At 70.9% G+C, this 26,195-nt stretch carries 24 protein-coding genes and 1 riboswitch; of the genes, 13 read left to right on the top strand and 11 right to left on the bottom strand.

Features of this window, described 5'->3' with window-relative positions; genetic code table 11:
* Positions 1-94 precede the first annotated feature (94 nt).
* Positions 95-1,303: a cytochrome P450 gene (locus BCF44_RS24800; RefSeq protein ID WP_116176746.1), complete on the top strand. Its 1,209-nt coding sequence runs from the start codon at positions 95-97 to the stop codon at positions 1,301-1,303.
* Here BCF44_RS24800 and BCF44_RS56795 read toward each other — a convergent pair.
* On the bottom strand, positions 1,287-2,021 hold the full coding sequence (locus BCF44_RS56795; protein ID WP_211353204.1) for a hypothetical protein: 735 nt from the start codon (positions 2,019-2,021) through the stop codon (positions 1,287-1,289). The genes BCF44_RS24800 and BCF44_RS56795 overlap by 17 nt on opposite strands.
* Before the next feature lie 83 nt (positions 2,022-2,104).
* On the opposite strand from BCF44_RS56795, the gene BCF44_RS24790 reads away from it, so the two are divergent.
* Positions 2,105-3,094, top strand: coding sequence for a Rossmann-fold NAD(P)-binding domain-containing protein (locus tag BCF44_RS24790; protein ID WP_116176745.1), 990 nt, complete (start codon positions 2,105-2,107; stop codon positions 3,092-3,094).
* Positions 3,095-3,183: 89 nt separating this feature from the next.
* Here BCF44_RS24790 and recD2 read toward each other — a convergent pair whose 3' ends face one another.
* The 5 genes from recD2 to BCF44_RS24765 all read right to left on the bottom strand — a co-directional run bounded on the left by recD2 (position 3,184) and on the right by BCF44_RS24765 (position 8,337).
* On the bottom strand, positions 3,184-5,385 hold the full coding sequence (recD2, locus tag BCF44_RS24785) for an SF1B family DNA helicase RecD2 (protein WP_116176744.1): 2,202 nt from the start codon (positions 5,383-5,385) through the stop codon (positions 3,184-3,186).
* Positions 5,386-5,388: 3 nt separating this feature from the next.
* On the bottom strand, positions 5,389-6,651 hold the full coding sequence (gene glyA / locus BCF44_RS24780) for a serine hydroxymethyltransferase (protein WP_116176743.1): 1,263 nt from the start codon (positions 6,649-6,651) through the stop codon (positions 5,389-5,391).
* Between the two features lie 31 nt (positions 6,652-6,682).
* Positions 6,683-6,770: riboswitch (ZMP/ZTP riboswitch) on the bottom strand.
* A 120-nt stretch (positions 6,771-6,890) separates the two neighbouring features.
* Entirely contained in the window at positions 6,891-7,100 is a 210-nt protein-coding gene (locus tag BCF44_RS24775; RefSeq protein ID WP_116176742.1) for a hypothetical protein, read from the bottom strand.
* 57 nt (positions 7,101-7,157) lie between these two features.
* Complete coding sequence (locus BCF44_RS24770) at positions 7,158-7,697, bottom strand: FKBP-type peptidyl-prolyl cis-trans isomerase (protein ID WP_116176741.1); 540 nt, start codon at positions 7,695-7,697, stop codon at positions 7,158-7,160.
* Between the two features lie 61 nt (positions 7,698-7,758).
* On the bottom strand, positions 7,759-8,337 hold the full coding sequence (locus tag BCF44_RS24765; RefSeq protein WP_116176740.1) for an FKBP-type peptidyl-prolyl cis-trans isomerase: 579 nt from the start codon (positions 8,335-8,337) through the stop codon (positions 7,759-7,761).
* Positions 8,338-8,524: 187 nt separating this feature from the next.
* Between BCF44_RS24765 and BCF44_RS24760 the strand changes: the two genes are divergently transcribed.
* Both BCF44_RS24760 and BCF44_RS24755 read left to right on the top strand, forming a co-directional pair.
* Positions 8,525-9,109 carry an RNA polymerase sigma factor gene (locus BCF44_RS24760; RefSeq protein WP_116176739.1) on the top strand — a complete coding sequence of 195 codons (585 nt, stop codon included), beginning with the start codon at positions 8,525-8,527 and terminating at the stop codon, positions 9,107-9,109.
* Positions 9,106-9,573: a hypothetical protein gene (locus BCF44_RS24755; RefSeq protein ID WP_116176738.1), complete on the top strand. Its 468-nt coding sequence runs from the start codon at positions 9,106-9,108 to the stop codon at positions 9,571-9,573. Before BCF44_RS24760 ends, BCF44_RS24755 begins: the two co-directional genes overlap by 4 nt.
* Before the next feature lie 182 nt (positions 9,574-9,755).
* Here the strand turns inward: BCF44_RS24755 and BCF44_RS24750 are convergent, their stop codons facing one another.
* Positions 9,756-10,694 (bottom strand): heme o synthase, encoded by a 939-nt coding sequence (locus tag BCF44_RS24750; RefSeq protein ID WP_116176737.1) that lies wholly within the window; start codon positions 10,692-10,694, stop codon positions 9,756-9,758.
* Between the two features lie 326 nt (positions 10,695-11,020).
* Between BCF44_RS24750 and tkt the strand changes: the two genes are divergently transcribed.
* From tkt to BCF44_RS24705, 9 genes are all read left to right on the top strand, one after another.
* Complete coding sequence (gene tkt / locus BCF44_RS24745; protein ID WP_116176736.1) at positions 11,021-13,117, top strand: transketolase; 2,097 nt, start codon at positions 11,021-11,023, stop codon at positions 13,115-13,117.
* Between the two features lie 2 nt (positions 13,118-13,119).
* Positions 13,120-14,232 (top strand): transaldolase, encoded by a 1,113-nt coding sequence (gene tal / locus BCF44_RS24740; RefSeq protein ID WP_116176735.1) that lies wholly within the window; start codon positions 13,120-13,122, stop codon positions 14,230-14,232.
* Between the two features lie 14 nt (positions 14,233-14,246).
* On the top strand, positions 14,247-15,854 hold the full coding sequence (locus tag BCF44_RS24735; RefSeq protein ID WP_425460080.1) for a glucose-6-phosphate isomerase: 1,608 nt from the start codon (positions 14,247-14,249) through the stop codon (positions 15,852-15,854).
* Positions 15,851-17,377: a glucose-6-phosphate dehydrogenase gene (gene zwf, locus BCF44_RS24730; RefSeq protein ID WP_116176734.1), complete on the top strand. Its 1,527-nt coding sequence runs from the start codon at positions 15,851-15,853 to the stop codon at positions 17,375-17,377. Before BCF44_RS24735 ends, zwf begins: the two co-directional genes overlap by 4 nt.
* Positions 17,374-18,450, top strand: a complete 1,077-nt coding sequence (gene opcA / locus BCF44_RS24725; RefSeq protein ID WP_116176897.1) for a glucose-6-phosphate dehydrogenase assembly protein OpcA — start codon at positions 17,374-17,376, stop codon at positions 18,448-18,450. Before zwf ends, opcA begins: the two co-directional genes overlap by 4 nt.
* Positions 18,447-19,172 carry a 6-phosphogluconolactonase gene (gene pgl, locus BCF44_RS24720; protein WP_246015508.1) on the top strand — a complete coding sequence of 242 codons (726 nt, stop codon included), beginning with the start codon at positions 18,447-18,449 and terminating at the stop codon, positions 19,170-19,172. The genes opcA and pgl overlap by 4 nt, the downstream gene beginning before the upstream one ends.
* 74 nt (positions 19,173-19,246) lie before the next feature.
* A complete protein-coding gene (locus BCF44_RS24715) occupies positions 19,247-20,050 on the top strand; it encodes an alpha/beta fold hydrolase (RefSeq protein ID WP_116176733.1) in 804 nt (267 codons plus the stop codon).
* On the top strand, positions 20,043-20,591 hold the full coding sequence (locus tag BCF44_RS24710) for a cysteine hydrolase family protein (RefSeq protein WP_116176732.1): 549 nt from the start codon (positions 20,043-20,045) through the stop codon (positions 20,589-20,591). Before BCF44_RS24715 ends, BCF44_RS24710 begins: the two co-directional genes overlap by 8 nt.
* Positions 20,588-21,034 (top strand): AAA family ATPase, encoded by a 447-nt coding sequence (locus BCF44_RS24705; protein ID WP_116176731.1) that lies wholly within the window; start codon positions 20,588-20,590, stop codon positions 21,032-21,034. The genes BCF44_RS24710 and BCF44_RS24705 overlap by 4 nt, the downstream gene beginning before the upstream one ends.
* On the opposite strand, the gene BCF44_RS24700 is transcribed toward BCF44_RS24705, so the two are convergent.
* The 4 genes from BCF44_RS24700 to BCF44_RS24685 form a co-directional block, all read right to left on the bottom strand.
* A complete protein-coding gene (locus BCF44_RS24700; protein WP_147328619.1) occupies positions 21,031-23,112 on the bottom strand; it encodes an ATP-binding protein in 2,082 nt (693 codons plus the stop codon). The genes BCF44_RS24705 and BCF44_RS24700 overlap by 4 nt on opposite strands.
* 130 nt (positions 23,113-23,242) lie before the next feature.
* A complete protein-coding gene (locus BCF44_RS24695) occupies positions 23,243-24,034 on the bottom strand; it encodes an SGNH/GDSL hydrolase family protein (RefSeq protein ID WP_116176729.1) in 792 nt (263 codons plus the stop codon).
* A gap of 95 nt (positions 24,035-24,129) precedes the next feature.
* Positions 24,130-25,038: an acetamidase/formamidase family protein gene (locus tag BCF44_RS24690; protein ID WP_116176895.1), complete on the bottom strand. Its 909-nt coding sequence runs from the start codon at positions 25,036-25,038 to the stop codon at positions 24,130-24,132.
* Positions 25,039-25,042: 4 nt separating this feature from the next.
* Positions 25,043-26,191: a glycosyltransferase gene (locus BCF44_RS24685; protein WP_116176728.1), complete on the bottom strand. Its 1,149-nt coding sequence runs from the start codon at positions 26,189-26,191 to the stop codon at positions 25,043-25,045.
* Positions 26,192-26,195: the final 4 nt, after the last annotated feature.

The raw sequence follows: 26,195 nt of genomic DNA, 5'->3' as shown, positions 1-26,195 counted from the left end.
GGCCGGTTCGGAGCCGGTGTCAGGGCCGTGACAGCCGCGTGTCAGCCGTCCCGGCGATGGTCGTACCAACACCACCGCGACCGAAGGAAATCCGATGACCGACATCGTTCAGGGCCTGCCGATGGATCGCGACGCGGGCCCGTTCGCGCCGCCCAGCGCCATCACCCGGCTGCGCGCGGACCGGCCGGTCAGCCCGCTGGCCTTCCCCGACGGCCACCAGGGCTGGCTGGTCACCGGCTACGAGGCGGTGCGCCAGATGATGGCCGACACCCGGTTCAGCTCGCGCCAGGACCTCGGCGTCGTGCACGTGCCGTACGAGACCCCCGGTATGCCGGTGGCGACCGAGCCGTCGCCGCAGATCCCGGGCCTGTTCATCGCCATGGACCCGCCGGACCACGGCCGGCTGCGGCGCAAGCTCATCGGCGCGTTCACCGTGAAGCGGATGCGGGCGCTGGAGGAGCACATCGCCGAGATCGTCGAGCGGCAGCTGGACGAGCTGGCTCGGCTGGCCCCGCCGGTCGACCTGGTCAAGCACTTCGCGCTGCCGGTGCCGTCGCTGGTGATCTGCGAGCTGCTCGGCGTGCCCTACGCCGACCGGGACACCTTCCAGCTCAACTCCGCGCAGTTCCTGGTCCGGGAGCAGACCGTGGAGGAGAAGATGGGCGCCTACGGGGCGATGACCTCGTACCTGGCGCAGCTGGTGATCGGCAAGCGGGCCGAGCCGGGCGAGGACATCCTGTCCGACCTGGCCCGTGACGAGGACCTGAGCATCGAGGAGCTGGTCGGCATCGCCTTCCTGCTGCTGCTCGCCGGGCACGAGACCACCGCCAACATGCTGTCGCTGGGCACCTTCGCGCTGTTGGAGAACCCGGACCAGCTGGCCGAGCTGCGCGCGGACCCGGAGCTGATGCCCGACGCCGTCGAGGAGCTCATGCGCTACCTGTCCGTGGCGGACATCTTCTACCGCTACGCCAGCGAGGACCTCGAACTCGGCGGCGAGACCATCGCTGCGGGATCCACCGTCGTGGTGTCGCTGCTGGCCGCCAACCGCGACCCCGAGCGTTTCGAGAACCCGGAGCGCCTGGCCATCCACCGCAAGGCGCGCGGTCACGTGTCGTTCGGGCATGGCGTGCACCAGTGCCTGGGCCAGCAGCTGGCGCGGATCGAGATGCGGGCCGGCTTCGACGGGCTGCTGCGGCGGTTCCCGTCGCTGCGGCTGGCCGTTCCCGCCGACGAGGTGAAGCTGCGGACCGACATGAACATCTACGGCGTGCACGAGCTGCCGGTCACCTGGACTCCGTGAAGATCTCCAGCGCCACGTCCGGTTGGAAGGCGGCCACGATGCGGACAGCCGGCTGCCGGAGTGCCTCCACGGCATGGTCCCGGCAGGCCGGCACCACATCGTGACCAGTCCTGAACAGCGCCACCACCGCCCTTTGTGGACAGTCCGGTGTGGCACAGGCCTTGGCCTCACGGTTGATCAGTTCACCGTTGGTGGCGGCGTACGCGTCGGCGGTGAGCGCGGCCAGCAGCCCGATCTCACGGGCGTCGCTGGGATCGTTCATCGCCACGGCGTGTGCGTCGATCAGCAGCGCGTCGACCTCGGCGCTTTCCATCCGGGTCCGCATGTTCGTCAGCCACGGCGAGTCCTGGGCGATGTCCAGCACCGCCGTGGCGCAGTCCAGGAACTGGTCGCGGTGATCGTGCCACCACAGGAGCTTCCGCTGCCCCTGGGTGGCCAGCCCCGCCAGCCCGGGCCACTTGCGCCGCGCCCCCTGCCTGGTCATTCCGGCCGCGGCGCCGATCTCGGGGTAGTCGGCTCCGTGTTCGGCCGCCGACAGCGCCGCGGACGCCGCCAGCTGCTCGGCGCTGTCCCGGATCGCGAGCAGCGACGTCAGCGTGGCCAGCCACAACTGCCGTCCGTCGGCCTCCAGGCCCACGGTTTCCCCGGCCGTCGACGAGGCCAGCCGGTCGACGGCGGCGGCCAGATCGGCGCGTTGCTCGTTGGACAGATCCCGCACCGGCGACTCCTTGACAACAAGTGTTTACGACTCCCACCATGGTCCGCCTCGACAACATCTGTTGTCAACAAGGGGGAGGACGCATGAGGCTGTTGGTATTCGGTGGCACGTCGTTCGTCGGGCGGGCGATCGTCGAGGACGCCGTTGGCCGGGGACACCTCGTCACGACGGTCAATCGCGGGCTGACCGGCGCGGACGTGGCCGGCGTCGAGGCGCTGCGGGGCGACCGGTCCACCGAACTGGGGGTGCTCGCCGGCCGGACCTTCGACGCGGTGGTCGACCCGAGCGGGCAGGTGCCGCTCCAGGTGCTGCGCACCGCGTGGGCGAAGTACGCGCCGTTCTACGCGTTCGTCTCGACCACGGCCGTCTACCGGGCACTCGATGCCGCGGGGACGGACGAGTCGGCGGCGACGTGGCCCGGCGTGGCCGACGAGGACGGCGATCCCGCCGACCTGACCACGCTCGGGCCGCGCAAGCGGGGGTGCGAGCTGGCGGTCGAGCAGACGTACGGGTCGCAGGGCCTGATCGCCCGCGCCGGCATGATCGTCGGCCCGCACGACAACGTGGGGCAACTGCCGTGGTGGCTGGGAAGAATCGCCGTCGGCGGCCCGTTCATCGCCCCCGGTGACCCCGGCCGTGGCCTGCAACTGATCGACGCCCGCGACCTCGCCGCCTTCGTGCTGGACCAGGTCGAGGCGCGGCGGGGCGGCGTGCACAACGTCGTGCCGGACGGGCCGAACACCACCATGGGCCGACTGCTCGACGACTGCGTGCGGGCCACCGGTTCTGATGCCGAAGCGATGTGGATGGACGAGGGATTCCTGCTGGCGCAAGGCGTTCAGCCCTGGGCCGAGCTGCCGCTGTGGATTCCCGGCGGCGGCGCATTCTGGTCGGTGTCGGGCGCCAGTGCTAAAGCGGCGGGGTTGCGGCTCCGGCCGTTCGCGGAGACGGTTCGGGACACGTGGGAGTGGCTGCGCTCGGGCGGTGAAGTCCGGGCCGTGGCCGGCGCGCATCCGTTCGGGATCTCGAAGGAGAAGGAGCAGAAGGTGCTGGCGGCCTGGGAATCTGCCTAGAACCGAACTTCGGTGTGACGCTGGGCGGGACTCGCGGGGGTCTGCCTGAAACCTACATTCGGGGTGTCCGAGAGCGCGACTCGCCGGGGTTAAGACACGCGGATGCGGTGGGCTAGGGCGGTGTAGCGGCGGCCGGTGGAGGGGGTGCGGACGGCCTGCTGGATGGCGCGCCGGGAGCCGACGAGGACCACCAGCTTCTTGGCGCGGGTGACGGCGGTGTAGAGCAGGTTGCGCTGGAGCATCATCCAGGCGCTGGTGGTGATCGGGATGACCACGCACGGGTATTCGCTGCCCTGCGACCGGTGGATGGTGATGGCGTAGGCGTGCACGAGCTCGTCCAGCTCCCCGAACTCGTAGTCGACGTCCTCGTCCTCGTCGGTCCGCACGGTCAGCGTCTGCTCCTCCACCGACAGCGCCGTCACCACGCCGACCGTGCCGTTGAACACGCCGGCCACGCCCTTGTCGTAGTTGTTCCGGATCTGCGTGACCTTGTCGCCGACACGAAAGATCCGCCCGCCGAACCGCCGTTCCGGCAGTGACGGCTTGGACGGGGTCAAGGCCTCCTGCAACAGCGTGTTCAACGCGCCGGCCCCGGCCGGACCCCGGTGCATGGGCGCCAACACCTGCACGTCCCGGCGCGGGTCGAGGCCGAACTTGCGCGGGATCCGGTTGGCCACCACGTCGACCGTCAGCGCAGCGACGGCATCGGTGTCGTCCTGGGCGAACAGGAAGAAGTCCGGCAGCCCGTCCGTCACCGGCTGCCGCCCGGAGTTGATCAGGTGCGCATTGGTGACGACGCCCGACTGCTGCGCCTGCCGGAAGATCTGGGTCAGCCGCACCCGCGGCACCGGCTCGGCCGCCAGCAGGTCCCGCAGCACCTCGCCGGCCCCGACGCTGGGCAGCTGGTCGACGTCGCCCACCAGCAGCACGTGCGCCCCCGGCGGCACCGCCTTGAGCAACTTGTTGGCCAGCAACAGATCCAGCATCGACACCTCGTCGACGACGAGCAGATCCACGTCCAGCGGCCGGTCCCGGTCGTACGCCGCGTCGCCGCCGGGCTTGAGCTCCAGCATCCGGTGCACGGTCGCGGCGTCCACGCCGGTCAGCTCGGCCAGCCGCTTGGCCGCCCGCCCGGTCGGCGCGGCCAGCATCACCTTGGCGTTCTTGGCCTTGGCCAGCATCACGATCGACCGCACGGTGAAACTCTTGCCGCAGCCCGGCCCCCCGGTCAGCACCGCCACCTTCTCGGTCAGCGCCAACCGGACCGCCTGCTCCTGCTCGGGCGCCAACGTGGTGCCGGTCGACCGCCGCAGCCAGTCCAGCGCCCGGTCCCAGTCCACCGAGCCGAACGCGTCCATTCTGTCCACATCGGACCGCAGCAGCCGGGTCAGCTGCCCCGCCAGCGAGATCTCCGCGCGGTGGAAGGGAACCAGGTAGATCGCCGCCGGGTCGCCCTCGAAGATCTCCTCCCGGACAACCCCTTCCTCAGCAACGAGCTCGCGCAGGCAGTCGGTCACCAGCACACTGGAGACCGACAGGATCTCCACCGCCTTGGCGATCAGCTCGTCCTGCGGCAGGAAGCAGTTGCCGTCGTCGGAGGCCTGCGACAGCGTGTACTGGATGCCGGCCTTCACCCGCTGCGGGCTGTCGTGCGGAATGCCGACGGCCTGCGCCAGCGTGTCGGCGGTCTTGAAGCCGATGCCCCACACGTCCGCGGCCAGCTTGTACGGCTCCTCCTTGACCACCCGGATCGAGTCGTCCCGGTAGGTCTTGTAGATCCGCACCCCCAGCGACGTCGACACGCCGACCTCCTGGAGGAACAGCATGACCTCCTTGATGGCCTTCTGTTCCTCCCAGGCGCCGGCGATCAGCTTGGTGCGCTTGGGGCCCAGCCCCGGCACCTCGATCAGCCGCCCGACATCGGTCTCGATGACGTCCAGCGCGGTCAGCCCGAAGTGCTCCACGATCCGGTCCGCGATGCGCGGCCCGATGCCCTTGACCAGCCCCGATCCCAGGTACCGGCGGATGCCCTGCACGGTCGCCGGCAGCACGGTGCTGTACGAGTCGACCAGGAACTGCTTGCCGTACTGGGGATGGCTGCCCCAGCGGCCGCGCAGCCGGAGGCTCTCCCCCGGCTGCGCGCCCAGCAGCGATCCGACGACGGTGAGCAGGTCACCGGCGCCGCGGCCGGTGTCGACCTTGGCGACGGTGTACCCGGTCTCCTCGTTGGCGTAGGTGATCCGCTCGAGCGACCCCTCGACCACCGCGTAGCCGAGGGAGTCGGCGGTCATCGGTCAGGCCCAGCCCGGCATCGGGTAGCCCGCCAGCAGCTCGGCGATCTCGGCGGCGGTGGCGTCCACCACGGACTCGTCGCCGTCGGCGGCGGCCGTCACGACCCGGTCGATCCACGCCGCCAGCTGCGGCATCTGCTCGACGCCGAGGCCGCGGGTGGTGATCGCGGCGGTGCCCAGCCGGATGCCGGAGGGGTCGAACGGCTTACGCGGGTCGAACGGCACCGTGTTGTAGTTGAGCTCGATGCCGGCCCGGTCCAGCGCCTTGGCCGCCGGCTTGCCGGCGACGTTCTTGGACGTCAGGTCGATCAGCAGCAGGTGGTTGTCGGTGCCGCCGGAGACCAGGTCGAAACCGCGCTCCGCCAACGCCTCCGCCAGCGCCTTGGCGTTGGCCACCACGTTGTGCGCGTACGTCCGGAAGTCCTCGGTGCCGGCTTCCTTGAGCGCCACCGCGATGCCGGCCGTGGTGTGGTTGTGCGGGCCGCCCTGAAGGCCCGGGAACACGGCCTTGTCCAGCGCGGAGGCGTGCTCGGCGTCGGACATCAGCATCGCGCCGCGCGGGCCGCGCAGCGTCTTGTGCGTGGTCGTGGAGATCACGTTGGCGTGGCCGACCGGCGACGGGTGCGCGCCGCCGGCGATCAGGCCGGCGATGTGCGCGATGTCCGCGGCCAGCACGGCGCCGACCTCGCGGGCGATCTCGGCGAACGCCGGGAAGTCGATGGTGCGCGGGATCGCGGTGCCGCCGCAGAAGATCACCTTCGGCCGCTCGGCCAGCGCCAGGTCGCGCACCTCGTCCATGTCGACGCGGCCGGTCTCCTTGGTCACGCCGTAGCGGACGGCGTTGAACCACTTGCCGGTGGCCGACACGGTCCAGCCGTGGGTCAGGTGGCCGCCCGACGGCAGGCCCATGCCCATCACGGTCTCACCGGGCTTGAGGAACGCCAGGTAGATGGCCAGGTTGGCCGGCGAGCCGGAGTACGGCTGCACGTTGGCGTGCTCGACGCCGAACACGTCCTTGGCCCGCTGCACGGCGAGCAGCTCGATCGGGTCGATGAACTGCTGGCCCTCGTAGTAGCGCTTGCCGGCGTAGCCCTCGGAGTACTTGTTGGTCAGCACGGTGCCGGTGGCCTCGAGCACGGCGGTGGAGACGTAGTTCTCGGAGGCGATCAGGCGGATCTTGTCGTGCTGCCGCCTGGCCTCGGACTCGACCAGTCCGGCCAGCTCGGGGTCGGTGGCGGTCAGGGCGTGGAGTGCGGGCTGATGCATCGTCAAACTCCCGAGTCAATGCGGTTGTGGCAGCTGACACCCAGGCGCGCGACGCCACCGTTTCCCCGTCGCTCCCCGGTGGTCGATTCCACCCCTACACGCCAGTCGCGACCCTGGACGATCCTAACCGCATCCCCCACCGCTCCCAGGGGGGCGTCCCCGGTCCAGCCTACCGTCCCCGAGCCCGGATCGATCTTGCTGGCGGGGCGGCTGTGGACAAGTTGGGGCCTGTGGACAACTCAGATGGGCGGCACCATGCCGGTCAGCCGACCGTTGGTGTCGCAGACGTGGCAGGTGCGGTTGGCCGTGGCGGTGCGGCCGACGCCGCCGAGCACGGCGAGCACCGGGATCGGCACCTCGCCGATGCCACCGCACTGGTGGCACACGGTGTACATCTTCTCGGCCACCGAGTCCGCGACGAACTCGGCCTCCTCATCGTCTCCGGTCACCAGCGCACCATACGGTCCGGCCGGACCCGGCCGGACCGCAGGTACCGTTTCCGCAGGTCAGGCCGCCGGCGTGACCGTCACGGCGTCGACGACGAACACCAGCGTCTCGTTGCCCTTGATGCCCTGGTTGCCGTCGGGCCCGTAGCCCTCGTTCGGCGGCACGATGAGCAGCCGGCGGCCGCCCTGCTTGAGCCCGACCAGGCCGTCGTTCCAGCCCTGGATGACCGAGGCCTGACCGACCGGCTGCACGGTGAACGGCTGGAGCGGCGGGTGCGCCCAGGACGAGTCGGCCTCCTGCTTGTCCGACCAGGTCACCAGGTCGTAGTACACGGCGGCGGCGTCGCCGGCCTTGACCGCCGCGCCGGTGCCCGGCGTGAGGTCCTTGGTGAGCAGCGTGGTCGGCGGCGTGCAGCTGTCCGGGATGGTGATCGTCGGCTTCGCGCCGAACGCCCCGCCGACCTGCACGTCATCGGCCGTGCAGGCCTTCTTCGGAGTGTTCGACGTCGAGGGCTGGCCGCCCGCGGACGACGAACTGCCGCAGGCGGCCGCCCCGAGCAGGGTGGCGAGGATCAGGGCCGCGAGGCCGGCTTTGCGCATGGCACGCGAGCCTAACGGGCCCCCTTCCGGGGCCCGCCAAGCAGGTGTGGTTCGCGCGGGATCAGGCGTTCGGGACGACCCACTGGGTGTCGACGACGAACACCAGCGTCTCGTTGGGCTTCACGCCCTGCGCGCCCTTGTCGCCGTAGCCCTGGCTCGGCGGCACGATCACCAGCCGCCGCGAGCCCTGCGGGACGTCCACCAGGCCGGCGGCCAGGCCCTTGACGACGGGCCCGTACTTGGCGTCGCTCGGCATCACGGTGATCGGCTTCACCGGCGTGTGCGCCCAGGAGGAGTCCACGTCCTGCTTGGTCGACCAGGCGACGAGGTCGAAGAACACCTTGACGGTCGCGCCGGGGCCGGGCTTGGTGTTGCCGTCGCCGGGCACGAGGTCGCGGGTGAGCAGCGAGGTCGGCGGCGCGCAGTTGTCCGGGATGGTGACCTTCGGCTTGGCGTTGAGCCCGCCGGTGACCTTCACGTCCTTCGCGGCGCAGGGCGGCCTGGGGTCGTTCGTGGTGGTGGGGGCCGCGCTCGTCGACGAGTTCGGCTGGGTGGCCGCCACCGTCTCGGGCCGGGCGCCGCAGGCGACTGCTCCGAGCAGGGTGACGAGAACAAGGGCCGTGAGGCCGGCTCTGCGCATAACTGACAAGCGTAATTGGCGCGGTCACGTTACGGGCCCGAGTTGGACAAGCCCATCGCGTTACCTGTTCGTGATCTACCGGCAGGTATCCCCGCCGGGCCGTCCCGTCCCTGATTACCAGGACGAGGGAGCGGAGGAGGCAATGGTGGGAGGCCCGCGGCACGGACCGGGAACGCCACCGACCGACATGGGTGACGGGGACACCGACAACCGCTACGAACAGATCGCCGGCCTGCTGGAGGCCGCCCGCGCCGACCCGCGGGGCGGCATGGACCCGCTGATCACCGAGCTGACGCCGCTGCTCTGGCACGTGGCGCGGGCGCAGGGCCTGGACGCGGCCGTCTGCGCCGACGTGGTGCAGACCACCTGGCTGAACCTGCTGCGGTCGCTGGCCGACATCCACACCCCGGCCGCGCTGACCGCGTGGCTGGTGACCGCCACCAAGCGGGAGGCGTGGCGGGCCAAGGACGCGTACCGCGGCGAGACGCTCACCGGCGACGACGCGTTCGCCGACCTGCTGGACGCCGGCCCCGGCCCGGTGGAGCAGGCGCTGGTCGCCGACCAGCGCCGCCGCCTGTGGAAGGCCGTCGACCAGCTGTCCACCCGCTGCCAGCAGCTGCTGCGGGTGGTCGCGTTCACGCCCCGCCCGGACTACGGCCTGGTCGCGACCCGACTGGGCATGCCGCGCGGCAGCATCGGCCCCACCCGCGGCCGGTGCCTGGCGAAGCTGCGCGAGCTCTTGATCTCCGACCCGGAAGGAGAGTGGGGATGACGACGCTACGACCGGCCGGCGCCGACGACCCGATCGACGAGCTGGACCTGCGCATACTGGCCGCGGTGCGGGACCTGTGGACGGCCGCCGACCCGCCGCCGGCCGACCTGGTCGACCGCTGCCGCTGCGCGGTCGCCCTGTCCGGCCTGCGCTTCGCGCCGAAGTCCGTGGCGGTGTGCCGGCAGCGCACCGGCTCCGAGGACGTCGGCCGCATCACCTTCGACAGCGACTCGCTGACCATCAGCCTCAGCGTCGGCGTCAACCGGGACGGCACGGTGCGGATGGACGGGCGGCTGTCCCCGCCCGGCAGCCACGACGTGGAGCTGCGCACCCCGGACCAGCGGCTGTGCACCCGCAGCGACGTGCACGGCCGGTTCACCATCAACGGCCTGCGCCACGGCCCGGCCCACCTGGTCGTGAGCGCCACGGACGTGTCACTCACCACGCCGTCGATCACCCTCTGACGGATCACGTCGACGCACCGGTCGGATCGCGAGGCCGCGCCGGTGCTTGGCCCGGTTGCCAGATTTCGAGCGCCGCCGCACAAAGCGGCCCCACCACTGAGCCGACGCGGCGCTCGAAATCTGGCAAGGGACAGGCACCGCCTTCGAGCGGCCGAGCCCCGCGCGGAACGCGCGGCAAAAACTCAGAAGGGCAGGCCGAAGACCGGCAGGCCCACCACGGCGTCCGCGGCCAGTGCCACGAACACCAGCATCAGATACGTGTTGGAGAGGTGGAAGAGCTTCATGGGATTGCCTTCCTGGCCCCGCTTCACCTCATTGTGCAAACGGTGGGCGAACGCCAGGAACCACGCGCCGAACACGACGGCGAACACTCCGTAGATCCAACTGGTCGCGGGCAGCAGCAACAGCGACAGCCCGACCATCGCCCACGAGTAGGCGACGATCTGCCGCGAAACCTGCTCGCGGGTGGCGACCACCGGCAGCATCGGCACGTTCACCGCGGCGTAGTCGTCCTTGAACTTCATTGCCAGCGCCCAGAAATGCGGCGGCGTCCAGCAGAAGATCACCCCGAACATGACCAGCGGCTGCCAGCCGACGGTGCCGGTGACGGCGGACCAGCCGATCACCACCGGCATGCAGCCGGCGGCGCCGCCCCACACGATGTTCTGCGCCGTGCGGCGCTTGAGCACCATCGTGTAGACGAGGACGTAGAACATGATCGTGGCCACGGCCAGCACCGCGGACAGCAGGTTCGTGGTCAGCCACAGGAACGCGAACGAGGCGACGCCCAGGGCCAGCCCGAACACCAGCGCGTTGCGGACCGGCACGTCGTGCTTGGCCAGCGGGCGCGCCTTGGTGCGCTTCATCACCGCGTCGATGTCGGCGTCCCAGACGCAGTTGAGCGCGTTGGCGCTGCCGGCGGCCATGGTGCCGCCGAGCAGGGTGGCCAGCACCAGCCACACCGACGGAATTCCACGCTGTGCGAGCAACATCGCTGGGATCGTCGTCACCAGCAGCAGTTCGATCACGCGCGGTTTCATCAGGGCCACATAGGCCTTGACCACGGCGAGCGCTGAGCGACCGGGTGTGGTGGTGGCGTCGACGGCGGTGCTGCCAGGCATTCCCTTGGCGGGGCTCACCGGCGGCATCTCGCTCCTCGAATCGGGCAGTTGACGAAGAATGTGGACCGGCGGGCGGGTCTTGCCAGTCAGGTGAATCGTAACCGCGTGCCACCGACGCGCTCGGGAGGGGTCGTTGCGAGGTCCGTCACGACCCGTACGGCCACGTTGAGATCACATATCCGACCCGTCCGGACTAGGCTTGCGGCCGACGATCGAAGCGAGCGGGAAGGGCTGAGAACGGGCGGCTCACGGGATCGATTCAGACACCGTCGACCAGCGCCGTCCGGCCCCTTTCCGCCTGACGTGAAGAGTGGGAGCTCAGGTCCGTGTCCGACACCGACGAAGTCACCCGGCTGACCACCGCCCATCTGCCCCAGGACTGGACCGAGCTGGACAAGCGCGCGGTTGACACGGTCCGGGTGCTGGCGGCCGACGCGGTGCAGAAGGCCGGCAACGGCCACCCCGGCACCGCGATGAGCCTGGCGCCGACCGCCTACACCCTGTTCCAGAGGGTCATGCGGCACGACCCGACCGACCCGCACTGGCTGGGCCGCGACCGGTTCGTGCTGTCCGCCGGCCACTCCAGCCTGACCCTGTACCTCCAGCTGTTCCTCGCCGGCTACGGCCTGGAGCTCGACGACATCAAGGCGCTGCGGACCTGGGGCTCCAAGACCCCGGGCCACCCCGAGGTGCACCACACCGCCGGCGTCGAGATCACCACCGGCCCGCTGGGCAGCGGCCTGGCCTCCGCGGTCGGCATGGCGTTCGCGGCCCGCCGCGAGCGCGGCCTGTTCGACCCGGACGCCGCGCCCGGGCAGAGCCCGTTCGACCACCACATCTACGTGATCGCGTCCGACGGCGACATCGAGGAGGGCGTCACCTCCGAGGCGTGTTCGCTGGCCGGCACCCAGCAACTCGGCAACCTCGTGCTGATCTACGACGACAACAAGATCTCCATCGAGGACGACACCACCATCGCGCTGTCGGAGGACACCGGCAAGCGCTACGAGGCCTACGGCTGGCACGTGCAGCACGTGGACAGCGGCGAGAACGTGCAGGGCCTGCTGGAGGCCATCGAGGCGGCCAAGGCGGAGACCTCCCGCCCGTCGATCATCGTGTTGCGCACGATCATCGGCTTCCCGGCGCCGACCAAGATGAACTCCGGCAAGGCGCACGGCGCGGCGCTGGGCGCCGAGGAGATCGTCGAGATCAAGAAGATCCTCGGCTTCGATCCCGAGGTCGCCTTCCCGGTCGAGGACGAGGTGCTGGCGCACGCCCGCAAGGCGGTCGAGCGCGGCAACGCGGCGCACGTGGAGTGGCAGAAGTCCTTCGACGTGTGGGCCGCCGCCAACCCGCAGCACAAGGCGCTGCTGGACCGGCTGACCGCGCGCGAGCTGCCGACCGGCTGGGCCGAGAAGCTGCCGACCTGGACGCCGGACCCGAAGGGCGTGTCCACCCGCAAGGCCTCCAGCGAGGTGCTGTCCGCGCTGGGCGAGGTGCTGCCGGAGCTGTGGGGCGGCTCGGCCGACCTGGCCGAGAGCAACCTCACCACGATCAAGGGCGCGGACTCGTTCGGCCCGACGTCGATCTCCACCAAGGAGTGGAAGGCCAACCCGTACGGCCGGACGCTGCACTTCGGCATCCGCGAGCACGCGATGGGCATGATCCTCAACGGCATCGCCCTGCACGGCCCGACCCGCCCCTACGGCGGCACCTTCCTCGTCTTCAGCGACTACATGCGGCCGGCGGTCCGGCTCGCCGCGCTGATGGGCATCCCGGTCACCTACGTGTGGACGCACGACTCGGTCGGCCTGGGCGAGGACGGCCCGACGCACCAGCCGGTCGAGCACTACGCGGCGCTGCGCGCGATCCCGGGCCTGGCGTTCGTCCGCCCCGGCGACGCCAACGAGACCACCGCGGCCTGGAAGGCGCTGGTGGCCCGGCACGACCACCCGACCGGCCTGGCCCTGACCCGGCAGAACCTGCCGGTGCTGGAGGGCACGGACGCCGACGGCGTGGCCAAGGGCGGCTACGTGCTGGCCGACGCCGGCAACGGCGAGCCGCAGGTGGTGATCATCGCCACCGGCTCCGAGCTCCAGCTGGCGGTCGACGCGCGGAAGGTCCTCGAGGCCGAGGGCGTTGCAACCCGTGTGGTGTCCATGCCGTGCGTCGAGTGGTTCGACGAGCAGGACCAGTCCTACCGGGACCAGGTGCTCCCGCCGTCCGTGAAGGCACGCGTGACGGTCGAGGCGGGCATCGCCCAGCCGTGGTACCGCTTCGCCGGGGACGCGGGTGAGATCGTCTCGCTCGAGCACTTCGGGGCATCAGCTGACTATCAGACGTTGTTCCGCGAGTTCGGCTTCACGACCGACAAGGTCGTCGACGCCGCACGCCGAAGCATCGCCAAGGTGGAGGGAAAGTAGAGATGAGCGCCAACAATCTGGCCGCGCTCAGCGAGGCCGGCGTGTCGATCTGGCTCGACGACCTGTCGCGGAGCCGGCTCACCAGTGGCAACCTGGTGTCGTTGATCAAGGACAAGCACGTCGTGGGGGTCACCACCAACCCGACGATCTTCGCCAACGCGCTGTCCGACGGCGAGGCCTACGACGCGCAGGTGCGCGAGCTGGCCGCCCGCGGCGCCGACGTGGACGCGGTCGTGCGCGAGCTGACCACGACCGACGTGCGCAACGCCTGCGACGTGTTCCGCGAGACCTGGCAGGCCTCCGGCGGCAAGGACGGCCGGGTGTCCATCGAGGTCGAGCCCAAGCTGGCGCACGACACCGACGGCACCGTCGCGCAGGCACTGGAGCTGTGGAAGGCGGTCGACCGCCCGAACCTGATGGTGAAGATCCCGGCCACCGTCGAGGGCCTGCCGGCGATCACCCGCACGCTGGCCGAGGGCGTCAGCGTGAACGTGACGCTGATCTTCTCGGTGCAGCGCTACCTGGACGTCATGGACGCCTTCATCGCCGGCATCGAGCAGGCGAAGGCCAACGGCCACGACATCTCCGGCATCCAGTCGGTCGCCTCCTTCTTCGTGTCCCGTGTGGACACCGAGGTGGACAAGCGCCTCAAGGCCATCGGCACGCCGGAGGCCGAGGCGCTGCTGGGCGAGGCCGCGATCGCCAACGCCCGCCTGGCCTACGCCGCCTACGTCGGCGCGTTCAGCACGCCGCGCTGGCAGGAGCTGGCCGCCGAGGGCGCGCACGCGCAGCGTCCACTGTGGGCGTCCACCGGCGTGAAGGACCCGGCCTACTCCGACACCCGCTACGTCGACGAGCTCGTGGTCGACAACGTGGTGAACACCATGCCGGAGAAGACCCTGGACGCGGTGGCCGACCACGCGAACCTGCGCGGCGACACGGTGTCCGGCACCGAGGAGCAGGCGCAGGAGTCGTTCGACGCGCTGGAGCAGGCCGGCATCGACATCGACGACGTCTACGACGTGCTCGAGAGCGAGGGCGTCGAGAAGTTCGACAAGTCCTGGGCCGAGCTGCTCGTGACGGTGCAGGCCCAGCTGGACAAGGCGAAGGGCTGAGGATCACTGTGGGGATTTCCGTCGACATCGTCCACGACGGACTCGCCGAGCAGGCGCGTCCGCTGGTGGACCAGCTGATCGCGGACAAGGTCGCCTCCAAGCTGGCCGCGCAGGACCCGACGCTGTGGGGCCCGGACGCCGAGCCCGAGTCGTCGATCCGGCTCTCGTGGACCACGCTGCACGAGTCGTCCCGGCCGCTGGTCGGCGAGATCGAGGCGCTGTCGGCCGAGCTGGCCGGCGAGGGCATCGACCGGATCGTGCTGGCCGGCATGGGCGGCTCCTCGCTGGCGCCGGAGGTGATCACCGCGACCGCGGGTGTGCCGCTGGTCGTGCTGGACACCACCGACCCCGGCCAGGTGGCCGACGCGCTGGCCGGGGACCTGACCCGGACCGCGATCGTCGTCTCCTCCAAGTCCGGCGGCACCGTCGAGACCGACAGCCACCGCCGCATCTTCGAGAAGGCCTTCACCGAGGCCGGCATCGACGCGAAGAGCCGCATCATCGTGGTCACCGACCCGGGCTCGCCGCTGCAGAAGCTGGCCGAGGACGCGGGCTACCGCAAGGTCTTCACCGCCGACCCGCACGTCGGCGGCCGCTACTCGGCGCTGACCGCGTTCGGCCTGGTGCCGGCCGGCCTGGCCGGCGCGGACATCAACACGCTGCTCAACGACGCCGCCGCGGCGTTCGAGCTGGTGTCCCGCGACGACGAGAACAACCCGGCGCTGTGGCTGGGTGCGGCGTGGGGCGCGGCGCACGCGCAGGGCGCCGAGAAGGTCATCCTGGCCGACACCGGCTCCGGCGTGAAGGGCTTCCCCGACTGGGCGGAGCAGCTGATCGCCGAGTCCACCGGCAAGCAGGGCACCGGCCTGCTGCCGGTGGCCGTGGAGAACGCGGACGCGCCGGGCTTCGTGACCGCCGGCACCGACGCGACTCCGATCGCCATCGGCCCGGACGTGGACGCGGCGTTCATGAGCACCGCCGGCGAGCTCGGCGGCCTGTTCCTGCTGTGGGAGTTCGCCACCGCGATCGCCGGCCGCCTGATCGGCATCAACCCGTTCGACCAGCCCGACGTGGAAGCGGCCAAGGTCGCGGCGCGCTCGCTTCTCGACAAGCCCGTCGGTGGTGACGAGGCCGCCCCGGCGCTCACCGTCGGCTCGATCGAGGTGCACGAGAGCGGCGAGTGGCTGCCGGCCACGGCGACCACGCTGGCCGATGTTCTGAACGCATTCCTAGCCGCCGCGCCCGATCATGGTTACGTGGCCGTGCAGGCGTACCTGGACCGACTCGACGACGCCTCCGCCGCCGTGCTGCGGCCGGCCGTCGCGCGGGCCAGCCGGCTCCAGACCACGTTCGGCTGGGGCCCGCGGTTCCTGCACTCCACCGGCCAGTACCACAAGGGCGGCCACCAGAACGGCGTCTTCTTGCAGATCACCGGCGCGGTGGAGCAGGACCTCGACGTGCCGGACCGCCCGTACACGCTGGGCGTGCTCCAGCACGCGCAGGCCCTCGGCGACGGTTCGGTGCTCGCCGACCACGGCCGGCCGGTGCTGCGCCTGCACCTGACGGACCGGGCCGCCGGCCTGGTCGAGCTGGCCAAGGCCGTTCAGGAGGTCAAGAGGTGAGCAGCTGGCGCAATCCGCTGCGGGACGAGCGCGACAAGCGGCTGCCGCGGATCGCCGGGCCGTGCGGCCTGGTGATCTTCGGCGTGACCGGCGACCTGTCGCGCAAGAAGCTGATGCCCGCGATCTACGACCTGGCCAACCGGGGGCTGCTGCCGCCGGGCTTCGCGCTGACCGGTTTCGCCCGGCGGGACTGGGCCAACGAGGACTTCGGCGAGGTCGTGCACCAGGCCGTCAAGGACCACGCCCGCACGCCGTACCGGCCCGAGGTCTGGAACCAGCTGTCCGAGGGCATCCGGTTCGTGCAGGGCACCTTCGACGACGACAACGCGTTCGACAACCTGGCCAAGACGGTCCGGGAGCTCGACGAGCAGCGCGGCACGGGTGGCAACCACGCGTTCTACCTGTCCATCCCGCCGAGCGCGTTCCCGGTGGTGACCAAGCAGCTGGCCCGGGCCGGGCTGGCCGAGCAGGACGCCGAGCAGTGGCGCCGGGTCGTCATCGAGAAGCCGTTCGGGCACGACCTGAAGTCGGCCAAGGAGCTCAACAACGTCGTCAACGACGTGTTCCCCGAGGACTCGGTGTTCCGCATCGACCACTACCTCGGCAAGGAGACGGTGCAGAACATCCTGGCGCTGCGCTTCGCCAACCAGATGTTCGAGCCGATCTGGAACGCCAACTACGTGGACCACGTGCAGATCACCATGGCCGAGGACATCGGCCTGGGCGGTCGCGCCGGCTACTACGACGGCATCGGCGCGGCGCGCGACGTGATCCAGAACCACCTGCTCCAGCTGATGGCGCTGACCGCGATGGAGGAGCCGGTCTCCTTCCACCCGCGGGCGCTGCGCGCCGAGAAGATCAAGGTGCTGTCGGCGGCGCGGGTTCCCACGCCGTACGACGAGACCTGCGCGCGCGGCCAGTACGTCGGCGGGTGGCAGGGCGGCCAGAAGGTGCCCGGCCTGCTGGAGGAGGGCGGCTTCGCCAAGGACTCCAAGACCGAGACCTACGCCGCCATCACGCTGGAGATCAACACCCGGCGCTGGGCGGGCGTGCCGTTCTACCTGCGCCACGGCAAGCGGCTGGGCCGCAAGGTCACCGAGATCGCGGTGGTCTTCAAGCGGGCTCCGCACCTGCCGTTCGACTCCACGGCCACCGAGGAGCTGGGGCAGAACGCCCTGGTCATCCGGGTGCAGCCGGACGAGGGCGTGACCATGCGGTTCGGCTCCAAGGTGCCGGGCAACGCCATGGAGGTCCGAGACGTCACGATGGACTTCGGCTACGGCCATGCCTTCACCGAGTCCTCGCCCGAGGCCTACGAGCGGCTCATCCTGGACGTGCTGCTCGGCGAGCCGTCGCTGTTCCCGATGAACGAAGAGGTCGAGCTGTCCTGGGAGATCCTGGACCCGGTGCTCTACAACTGGGCCAAGCAGGGCATGCCGGAGAGCTACGCCCCCGGCAGCTGGGGTCCGCCCTCGGCCGACCAGATGCTCACCCGCACCGGTCGTCATTGGAGGCGCCCGTGATCATCGACCTGCCGTCCACCACGACCGCACAGGTCAACAGCAAGCTGGTGGAGGTCCGCGAGACCGGCGGGGCCGTGGCCCTGGGCCGCGTGCTGACGCTGGTGATCGTCACCGACGACAGCGCGAAGACCGAGGACGCCATCCAGGCCGCCAACGAGGCCAGCCGCGAGCACCCGTGCCGGGTGATCGTGCTGGCCCGCGGCGCCCGCAAGGCCGCCGCGCGGCTGGACGCCCAGATCCGGGTCGGCGGCGACGCCGGCGCGAGCGACGTCATCGTGTTGCGGCTCTACGGGCCGCTGGCCGACCAGGCGGCGAGCTGCGTGGTGCCGCTGCTGCTGCCGGACGCGCCGGTGGTGGCGTGGTGGCCGTCGGAGGCGCCCGAGGTGCCGGCCGAGGACGCGATCGGGCAGCTGGCCACCCGCCGGATCACCGACTCCGCCGCCGAGAAGAACCCGATCAAGGCGCTGGAGGCCCGCCGAAAGTCCTATGTGGACGGCGACACCGATCTGGCCTGGACGCGGTTGACCAACTGGCGGGCGCAGCTGGCCTCGGCGCTGGACCTGCCGCCGTACGAGAAGGTCACGCAGGCCGCCGTCGTAGGCGAGGCCGACTCGCCGTCCTCGGAGCTGCTGGCCGGCTGGTTCGCCTCGCGGCTGAACGTGCCGGTGAGCCGGGCCAAGGCCACCACCGGCGAGGGCATCGTCCAGGTGACGTTGACCCGCCGGTCCGGGGCCGTCGACCTGCTCCGGCCGGACGGCAAGACCGGCACCCTCACCCAGCCCGGGCAGCCCGACCGCCGGATCGCGCTGCAACGGCGTTCGGTGAAGGACTGTCTGGCCGAGGAGCTGCGGCGGCTGGACCCGGACGAGATCTACGAGGCCGCGCTGAAGGCGGTCCCGAAGGTCGCCAAGGGTCGGCCCGGCGGGGCGCCGGCGGCGAAGCCTGCCGCCAAGCCGGCGGCGAAGCCCGCCGCCAAGGCCAAGGTTCCGGAGGCCAAGGAGGCCGCTCCGGCCGCCGAGGCCAAGCCGAAGCGGGCGGCGGCGAAGAAGGCACCGGCGAAGGCCGACTCGTGACCGATGTGGTGGTGCACAGCGGCGGCGACCTCCTGGCCGCCGCCGCTGCGGCACGCCTGATCACCAGTCTCGTGGACGCCCAGGCCGCGCGCGGTGTCGCGTCGCTCGTGCTGACCGGCGGGCGGACCGGCAATGCCGTCATGGCGCACGTCCGGGACAGTCCCGCCCGCGAGGCCGTCGACTGGTCTCGGGTGGACCTGTACTGGGGCGATGAGCGTTTCCTGCCGGCCGGCCATCCCGACCGGAACGAGACGCAGGCTCGGGAGGCGCTGCTCGACCACATCGAGCTCGATCCCGCTCGGGTGCACGTCATGGAGCCGTCCGACGGCCGTTTCGGCGACGACCCGGATGCCGCCGCCGCCGACTACGCCCGCGTGCTCGGCTCCACGGTGCCGGCGTTCGACGTGTTCCTGCTGGGCGTCGGCGAGGAGGGGCACACCGCCTCGATCTTCCCCGACTCCCCCGCCGTGCACGAGAACTCGCTGGCGGTCGTCGCCGTCCGCGACTGCCCCAAGCCCCCGCCGACCCGGGTTTCCCTTACCCTGCCGGCGATCCGCCACGCCCAGGAGGTGTGGCTGATGACCACCGGCGAGGCCAAGGCCGACCCGGTGGCCCGGGCCCTGGCCGGGGCCACCGAGGTCGAGATCCCCGCCGCCGGCGCCCGCGGACTCCGCCGCACCCTCTGGCTGCTGGACGCGGCCGCCGCCGCAAAGATCTCCTGAAGGCAGATGGCCCCGGCTCAACGGCCGGGGCCATCTTCCCACTCTGTCCTCCGGGCCGCGGCTAAGCTCCCGCCGTGGAGACCGACCTGCCGCTGCCCGACGGCCGCACCCTGCACGTCTACGACACCGGCTCGGGCACGCCCGTGTTCTGGCATCACGGCACGCCCCAGATCGGCGCCGTGCCCACGCCTCTCCTTGCGCTGCAAGGGATCCGCTGGCTGTCCTACGACCGTCCCGGCTACGGCGGCTCGACGGACTCCCCCGGCCGCACCGTCGGCTCGGCCGCCGCCGACATCGCCGCGATCGCGGATTCCCTTGGCGTCACGCGCTTTTCCGTGCTGGGTCACTCCGGCGGGGCCAACCACGCCCTGGCCTGCGCCGCCCTGCTGCCGGATCGGGTCACCCGCTGCGTCTCCGCCGCCGCGCTCGCCCCGTTCGAGCCGACGGACCTGGACTGGTGGGCCGGCATGGTCGCCCCCGAGGAGCTGCGCGCCTCCGTGGTCGGCCGCGAGGCTCTGGCCGCCCAGCTCGCCGAGGGCCTGTTCGACGAGAACTCCTTCACCGCCGCCGACCATGCCGCCGTCTCCGGCGGCGCCTGGTCCGACCTCGGCCGCAACTCCGACCTCGCCACCGCCAACGGCCTCGGCGGCATGATCGACGACGACCTCGCCTACGTCGTCCCGTGGGGCTTCTCCGTCGAGGACATCCGTTGTCCCACGCTGCTCCTGCACGGCGTCGAGGACCGGGTGATTCCGTTCTCCCACGGCGGATGGCTCGCCAAGCACATCCCCGGCGCGACGCTGCGACCGTCCCCTTCGGACGGTCACATCTCCGTGCTGGACCGGATCCTCGACGTGGTGGAATGGCTGCATGACTGAGACCGCCCTGCTGGTCATGGACGTGCAGCGCTCGATGGTGTCGCGCTTCGGCTCCGACCCCGACTACCTGCCGCGCCTGCGCCAGGCCATCGCCCACGCCCGGGCCACCGACGTGCTCGTCGGCCACGTCGCCGTCGGCTTCCGCCCCGGGCACCCCGAGGTCAGCCCGGCCAACGCCACCTTCGGCCGGATGATCGGCACCGACGCCTTCACCCCCGCCGACCCCGGCGCCGAGATCCACCCCGACATCGCCCCCGCCCCCGGCGACCCCGTCTTCACCAAGAAGCGGGTCAGCGCCTTCGCCGGCACCGACCTCGACCTCGTGCTGCGCTCCTCCGGCATCCGTCACCTCGTGCTCGCCGGCATCGCCACCAGCGGCTGCGTGCTGTCCACCGTGCGCCAGGCCTTCGACCTCGACTACCGGCTCACCGTGCTGTCCGACGGCTGCCTCGACGCCGACCCCGAGGTGCACCGCGTGCTCACCACCGCCGTCTTCCCCGGCCAGGCCGACGTCGTCACCATCGCCGACTGGACCTCGTGACCAAGGTCCTCGTCACCGGCATGTCCGGCACCGGCAAGTCGTCGGCCCTCCGCGCCCTCGCCGCCCGCGGGCACCGCACCGTCGACACCGATTCGTCGCGCTGGAGCCGTTGGGAGGGCAGCGACTGGATCTGGCACGAGGACGCCATGACCGAGCTGCTGCACGCTCCCGGCGTGCTGTTCGTCGCCGGTTGCAAGTCCAACCAGGGCCGCTTCTACCCCCTGTTCGACTACATCGTCCTGCTCAGCGCCCCAGCGCCGGTGCTCATGGCCCGCATCGCCGCCCGCACCGACAACCCGTACGGCAAGTCCCCCGAAGACCGCGCCGAGATCCTCGCCAACCTGGCGGCGGTGGAACCCTTGCTGCGGGCCACCTGCACCCTGGAGATCGACGCTGCGGCGCCGTTGGAGGAGATTGTCTGCGAACTGGAAGCCCTGGTCTAGCCGGCGATGTTGCCCCGTGCCCGCTCAGCCAGCAGGGGGAGCCCGTTGTCCGCGAACAACTCCGCCGCCTCGCGCCAGCACTCGTCGGCTTCCTCCACATTTCCCATGCGGTGCAACGACACCGCCATGACACAGAGCGGCTCGGCAACGGCGTCCACCAGGTAGCTCGACGCACGGCCGATCGCAATCGCCCGCCGACACACGTCGACGGCCTTCCGGTCATCACCGAGGCCCTGCCAGGCGATAGCCAACTGACGCATCGCCAGGGCCTCGCCGATCACGTCCCGCACGTGTCGCCGCAGCGCCAAGCCTTTTTCGCTGTGACGCCGAGCCTCTTCATATCGTCCGAGCCCGTTGAGCGCCGCCGCCGTGACGTCCCTAGCCACGGCTTCCCAACGACTGTTGTCGGTGCCGCACATCGCCGCAAACCCTCGCCGCGCGCATTTCAGGCCTTCCAAGAACTCGCCGCGTTGATTGTGCAGGTGGGCAGAATTCATCACCACAATGCCCGCGAGCAGCGGAGTGCCCAGCTCGGCCGCCAACTCACTGGCCCGATCGTTCGCGGCAGCAGCGTCAGCCCACCGCCTGAAGGGAGAAAGGTCCTCCGTCAGGCTGATACAGAACCAGAACTCTGCGAGACGATCGCGCCGGCGACAGGCGGCACGTCGGGCAAGTTCGTGCACCTCGATCGCGTCTTCCAATTCACTTCGCATGAACAGAAACCGCAGGCCGTCCGCCAGTCGCATCACCTGCTCGTCGAGCTCATATCGCACCACCACATGCAGGAGTGCGATTAGATTGACCCGCTCCGTGTCGAGCCAGGCCAAGGCCTCACCGATTTCAGCGATCGGCGGCCCTGCGAATGGCTCCCTAAATGGGAGCCGAAAACGTCCTGGGAAGGCCACCCGATCGCATTCCCAAGCCACTCGGGCGTACCAGGTCGCCAGCCCGGCCAACGCTTTTCTCCGTACCTCCGGCGCATCGCAGCGCTCCGCGAGCTCCGCCGCGTACGCCCGCAACAGGTCGTGGCAGCGATAACGGTCTCGCGCCACCGGTTCGGTCAGGTGCGCGGCCGCCAATGCCTCGACGAGCCGACGCGCCTGCGGCAAATCCAGCCCAGCCACTGCGGCGGCGGCCGGCACGCTGAACTCGGGACCGGCATGCAAACCCAGGCGGCGAAACAGAACCGCCTGGTCGTCGGGCAGTCGTTGGTACGACCAGCCGAGCACCGCACGAACCGCGGACCGCTCGTCACTGTCGCTGCTGAGCACGTCCAGGCGACTCCGCTCGTCACCCAGCTCCGCGACGATCCCCGTCACGCTGTTGTACGGCGACGCGGCGACCCGACTCGCCGCGATGCGCAGTGCCAACGGCAATCGCCCGCACAGCTGGACGAGCGCCGTCACCGCCGCCGCCTCCTCTGCGGCGCGTTCCGACCCCACGATGCGCGTGACCAACTCCACCGCCTCGGCGTCCGACAGGAGGTCGACGGTCAACCGATGCGCGGACTCGGTGACGACGAGGCCGTGCATGCTGTCCCGACTGGTCACGACCACCATCGCCCCCTGCTCACCGGGCAGCAGCGGCCGCACCTGCTCGGCGCTGCCGGCGTTGTCCAGGACGATCAGCACCCGACGCCCCGCGAGCAGCGAACGGAACCGGGCCGACTTGGCCTCGACGCCGACCGGAATCCGGTCGGCGGCGACGCCGAGCGCCCGCAGGAAGCCATCAAGCACTTCCTCGGCGGGCGCGGGCGCGCCGGGTCCGTAGCCGCGTAGGTTCGCGAACAGCGTGCCGTCGGGAAAGCGGTGCTGAACCCGGTGCGCCCAGGTCACGGCGAGCATCGTCTTGCCGATGCCGGCCGCGCCGTCCATCGCGGTGATGACGACGGTGTCGCTCGGGACCAGTGCGTCCAACGCCGCCAGCTGGGCGGACCGACCGGTGAACTGCCCGATCGCCAGCGGCAGCTGTCGAGGCCGCTCGACGGCCTCGGCGACACCGTGCAGGGACCCGACCTGGACCACGTTCCCGAGCACCGTGCCGCTGAGGTCGTTGCGTACGTTCGGCGACTCAGCCACGCCAGCAGTCTGCGACGGCGATGCGGGTGGCGGGCCGGACCACCCAGTCGAATCACCCGCACGGAGCACTCAAGGCGACCGTCACGTTTGGACGGTGGAGGGCAGCGAACTGCCCTCCACCGCAGGGGAATCAGCCGGTGATGGCGGTCAGCGCGCCGTAGTAGCCGCGGTGCCCGCTGGCGTTCGGGTGGTACGACTCGTTGAGCTTGTCCCACTGGAGGCTGGTCATCCACACCGAGTTGCCGGAGCAGATCTCGTGGCCGGCGAACACCGTGCGGGCGTCCACGAAACTGAACCCGGCGTTGGCGGCGGCGGTCTGGATGATGCCGTCGAGCACGTCGGCGGCGTTGTTCAGTGCGGAGCGCTTGGTGTCGCTGAGCCCGAAGATGCAGTTGCCGCCGATCTTGTACATGCGCGGGTAGCCCATCACGACCACCTGCGCGGACGGGGCCTTGGCGCGGATGCCGGCGTACAGGTTGGCCAGGGACCCCGGCAGCACCGAGCGGCCGGTGGCGATGGCGTTGTTGACGGCGTTGATGCAGGTGGAGTCGGGCAGGTTGAGGATGCACGTCTCCAGCGTGTCGACGAAGCCGACGTCGTTGCCGCCGACCTGCACGCTGACCAGCGTGGTGTCGGGGGTCAGGCCGGCCGCCGCCTGGTTGACGACGTCGGCCACCAACGCGCCGGAGCAGGACTCCTCGACGTACGTGGTGGACGGGTGCGCGGCGGCCCACAGGCGGCTGTACTCCAGCGGCCCGCGGCGACACGCGTCGTTGGGATTGTCGTACGTGTAGGTGCCGACGCCGGTGGCGTACGAATCGCCGAGGGCGACGTATCTGCCGCCGGCGGCCGGGGCGGCGAAGGCCGTGGCGGGTAACAGGATCGCGAACAGGGGGGCGAGCAACAGGGCCAGACGACGCATGGATGTCTCCGTTTTCGAAGGCATAGCGGACCGGGCTGACGCGATCACTACGAGTAGCAGCTGGAACGTGACTCCGGTAGGCCCGCCGGTATCGTTCACACGCTGGTCAGCGCCCCGTCAGCCAGCACGGCGTGCACGCCCCACACCGGGTTGGCCACTTGCGTCACGCGCAGATCCAGCACTGGGCTGGCCAACGCGAGGGCAGTCGTCCGATCGACGCCGTAGCGCGCCCCCATCCAGTCCAACATCGCGCTCAGCGCCTGCGCCGACGCCTCGTTCAGGTCCGAATCAAAGCCGAAAGTCACTGCGCCGGCCGGTGTGCGGGCATGCGCCGTCCGGATCGGGGGATCTTCGACCAGATCCAGCACCAGCCGGCTGGTCATGCCGCACTCGATCGCCGTCCCCGACACCTCGCCGTCGCCCTGCGCCCCATGGCCGTCGCCGAGGCACAGCAACGCTTCCGGCACCGTGACCGGCAGATACAGCGTCGAGCCGGCCACCAGCTCGCGGCAGTCGATGTTGCCCCCGCACGGGCGCGGCGGCAACGTCGAGTGCCGGCCCGGCTCGTCCGGCGGCACGCCGATCACGCCCAGGAACGGCGACAGCGCCACCTGAAACCCGAGGTTGTTGACGGCGCGGCCGTCCTTGATCGTCCAGTGCAGCCGCACGGGCTCGCCCGGCACCACGCCCAGCCGCCGGTTGAGCGAGTTGTCCCGCACCGCCGCCACGGTCACGCCCCAGTCGTCCGGCCGCAACGACTCCAGCCGCACCGCCAGCATCATCCCGGGCTCGGCGCCGCGCACCGCGATCGGGCCCGTCAGGCAGTGCCCCTGGGAGTCCCGGATAAGCCTCGGGCCGTGCTCGTCCTCGCCCAGATGCCCGTACGCGTTGAGGCTGCGGACGATCAGCGTGTCGCCGGGGTCGACCGTCAGGACCGGCGGCCGGTCCCGGTCGAAGTAGTCGACGACGGTGTCGGCGGTGGGATCGAGACGGAGTTCGGCCACCACCTCATCGTGCCTCCCCGATCACCGTCCGGCACACCACAATTGGATCACTTACCTCGGTGACGGTCTTCGCCGCGTCGGCGGCAGCCGCCGCGAAGCGCCCGTCGCGAAGCACCAACTCCACCGCGCCGCGAATGTCCGCCACGGACGGTGGACGGACGATGACGGCACTGCCCTGGCGGGCGGCGCGGTTGGCGAGCTCCCATTGGTCGCCACCGCCGGGCACTGCGACGACAGGAACGCCGGCGAGCAATGCCTTGGCCAGCAAGCCATGCCCAGCGCCGCACACCACGACGGAGGCCTGCCGCAGCAGGTCGTCCTGGCCGCCGGCGCCGGCCCTCGCCCACGGCGGCAGCCCGTCTCCAGGCGGCTGGAAGGTGGAGACGGCGGCCTGCACGCCCAGATCATCAAGCGCCGCAAGGGTTGTGGCCAGCAGGTCGGCGGCTCCACCGGTCGCCGTGGACGGCGCGACGATCACCAGCGGCTCCTCCCCCGGCGGCGGCACGAGTCCGGTCGGCATCGGATCCCACAGCAGCGGGCCGATCACGTGCGCGTTCGACGGCCAGTCCGGGCGGGGCACCTCCAGTGCCGGCAGGGTGGCGATCAACCGTGCCGCAGGCCCGGGATCCGTTGCCGGCAAACCGATTCCGACCCGGGCGGCCGTACGTTGCTGATCACCTTGTCGCAGCGAACGGGCGGTGGCGAGGCGCAGCACGGCGTCACGCAGGCGACCACGAACGCCGACGCCGGGAGCAAGGCCGCTGCCGATCGGCGGCAGGCCGCGAGACGGCTGGTAGAGCGGATGCGGCGACAGCTCGACCCACGGCAGCCCGGACAGCTCGGCCGCCATGCCGCCACAGGTCGCCAGCACGTCCGAGACGACCAGGTCGGGCCGCACGGCCGCGAGGCTCGGCACGAGGTCCCGCGCCAGCTCGGCGGCCTGCCCGTACAGCCAACGCCCGATGTCGGCCTCGTGCCGCAACGCCAGCCACGGCAGTTCGGGCACCTGCACCCCGGCGGCGACCGCGGCGTCGCGCCACCGATCGTCGGTGAACAGGAACGGCTCGTCGCCGGCCGCGGCGAACCGCAGGCACAGCGCGACCGCGGGGAAGACGTGACCGGCATCCGGCCCAGCGACGACGGCCACTCGCACGTGC

This window comes from Kutzneria buriramensis, from assembly GCF_003387475.1.
Classification (GTDB): Bacteria; Actinomycetota; Actinomycetes; order Mycobacteriales; family Pseudonocardiaceae; genus Kutzneria; species Kutzneria buriramensis.
This window is presented reverse-complemented; position numbering and strand designations above follow the sequence as displayed.

What these genes read in the sequence shown, in the direction of transcription:
- BCF44_RS24800 (WP_116176746.1), top strand. Translation starts at nt 95, where the DNA reads ATGACCGACATCGTTCAGGGCCTGCCGATGGATCGCGACGCGGGCCCG.
- BCF44_RS24755 (WP_116176738.1), top strand. Translation starts at nt 9,106, where the DNA reads ATGACGACGCTACGACCGGCCGGCGCCGACGACCCGATCGACGAGCTG.
- tal (WP_116176735.1), top strand. Translation starts at nt 13,120, where the DNA reads ATGAGCGCCAACAATCTGGCCGCGCTCAGCGAGGCCGGCGTGTCGATC.
- glyA (WP_116176743.1), bottom strand. Translation starts at nt 6,651, where the DNA reads ATGCATCAGCCCGCACTCCACGCCCTGACCGCCACCGACCCCGAGCTG.
- BCF44_RS24765 (WP_116176740.1), bottom strand. Translation starts at nt 8,337, where the DNA reads ATGCGCAGAGCCGGCCTCACGGCCCTTGTTCTCGTCACCCTGCTCGGA.
- recD2 (WP_116176744.1), bottom strand. Translation starts at nt 5,385, where the DNA reads ATGACCGCCGACTCCCTCGGCTACGCGGTGGTCGAGGGGTCGCTCGAG.
- BCF44_RS24770 (WP_116176741.1), bottom strand. Translation starts at nt 7,697, where the DNA reads ATGCGCAAAGCCGGCCTCGCGGCCCTGATCCTCGCCACCCTGCTCGGG.
- BCF44_RS24790 (WP_116176745.1), top strand. Translation starts at nt 2,105, where the DNA reads ATGAGGCTGTTGGTATTCGGTGGCACGTCGTTCGTCGGGCGGGCGATC.
- BCF44_RS24710 (WP_116176732.1), top strand. Translation starts at nt 20,043, where the DNA reads ATGACTGAGACCGCCCTGCTGGTCATGGACGTGCAGCGCTCGATGGTG.
- BCF44_RS24760 (WP_116176739.1), top strand. Translation starts at nt 8,525, where the DNA reads ATGGGTGACGGGGACACCGACAACCGCTACGAACAGATCGCCGGCCTG.
- BCF44_RS24750 (WP_116176737.1), bottom strand. Translation starts at nt 10,694, where the DNA reads ATGCCTGGCAGCACCGCCGTCGACGCCACCACCACACCCGGTCGCTCA.
- BCF44_RS24695 (WP_116176729.1), bottom strand. Translation starts at nt 24,034, where the DNA reads ATGCGTCGTCTGGCCCTGTTGCTCGCCCCCCTGTTCGCGATCCTGTTA.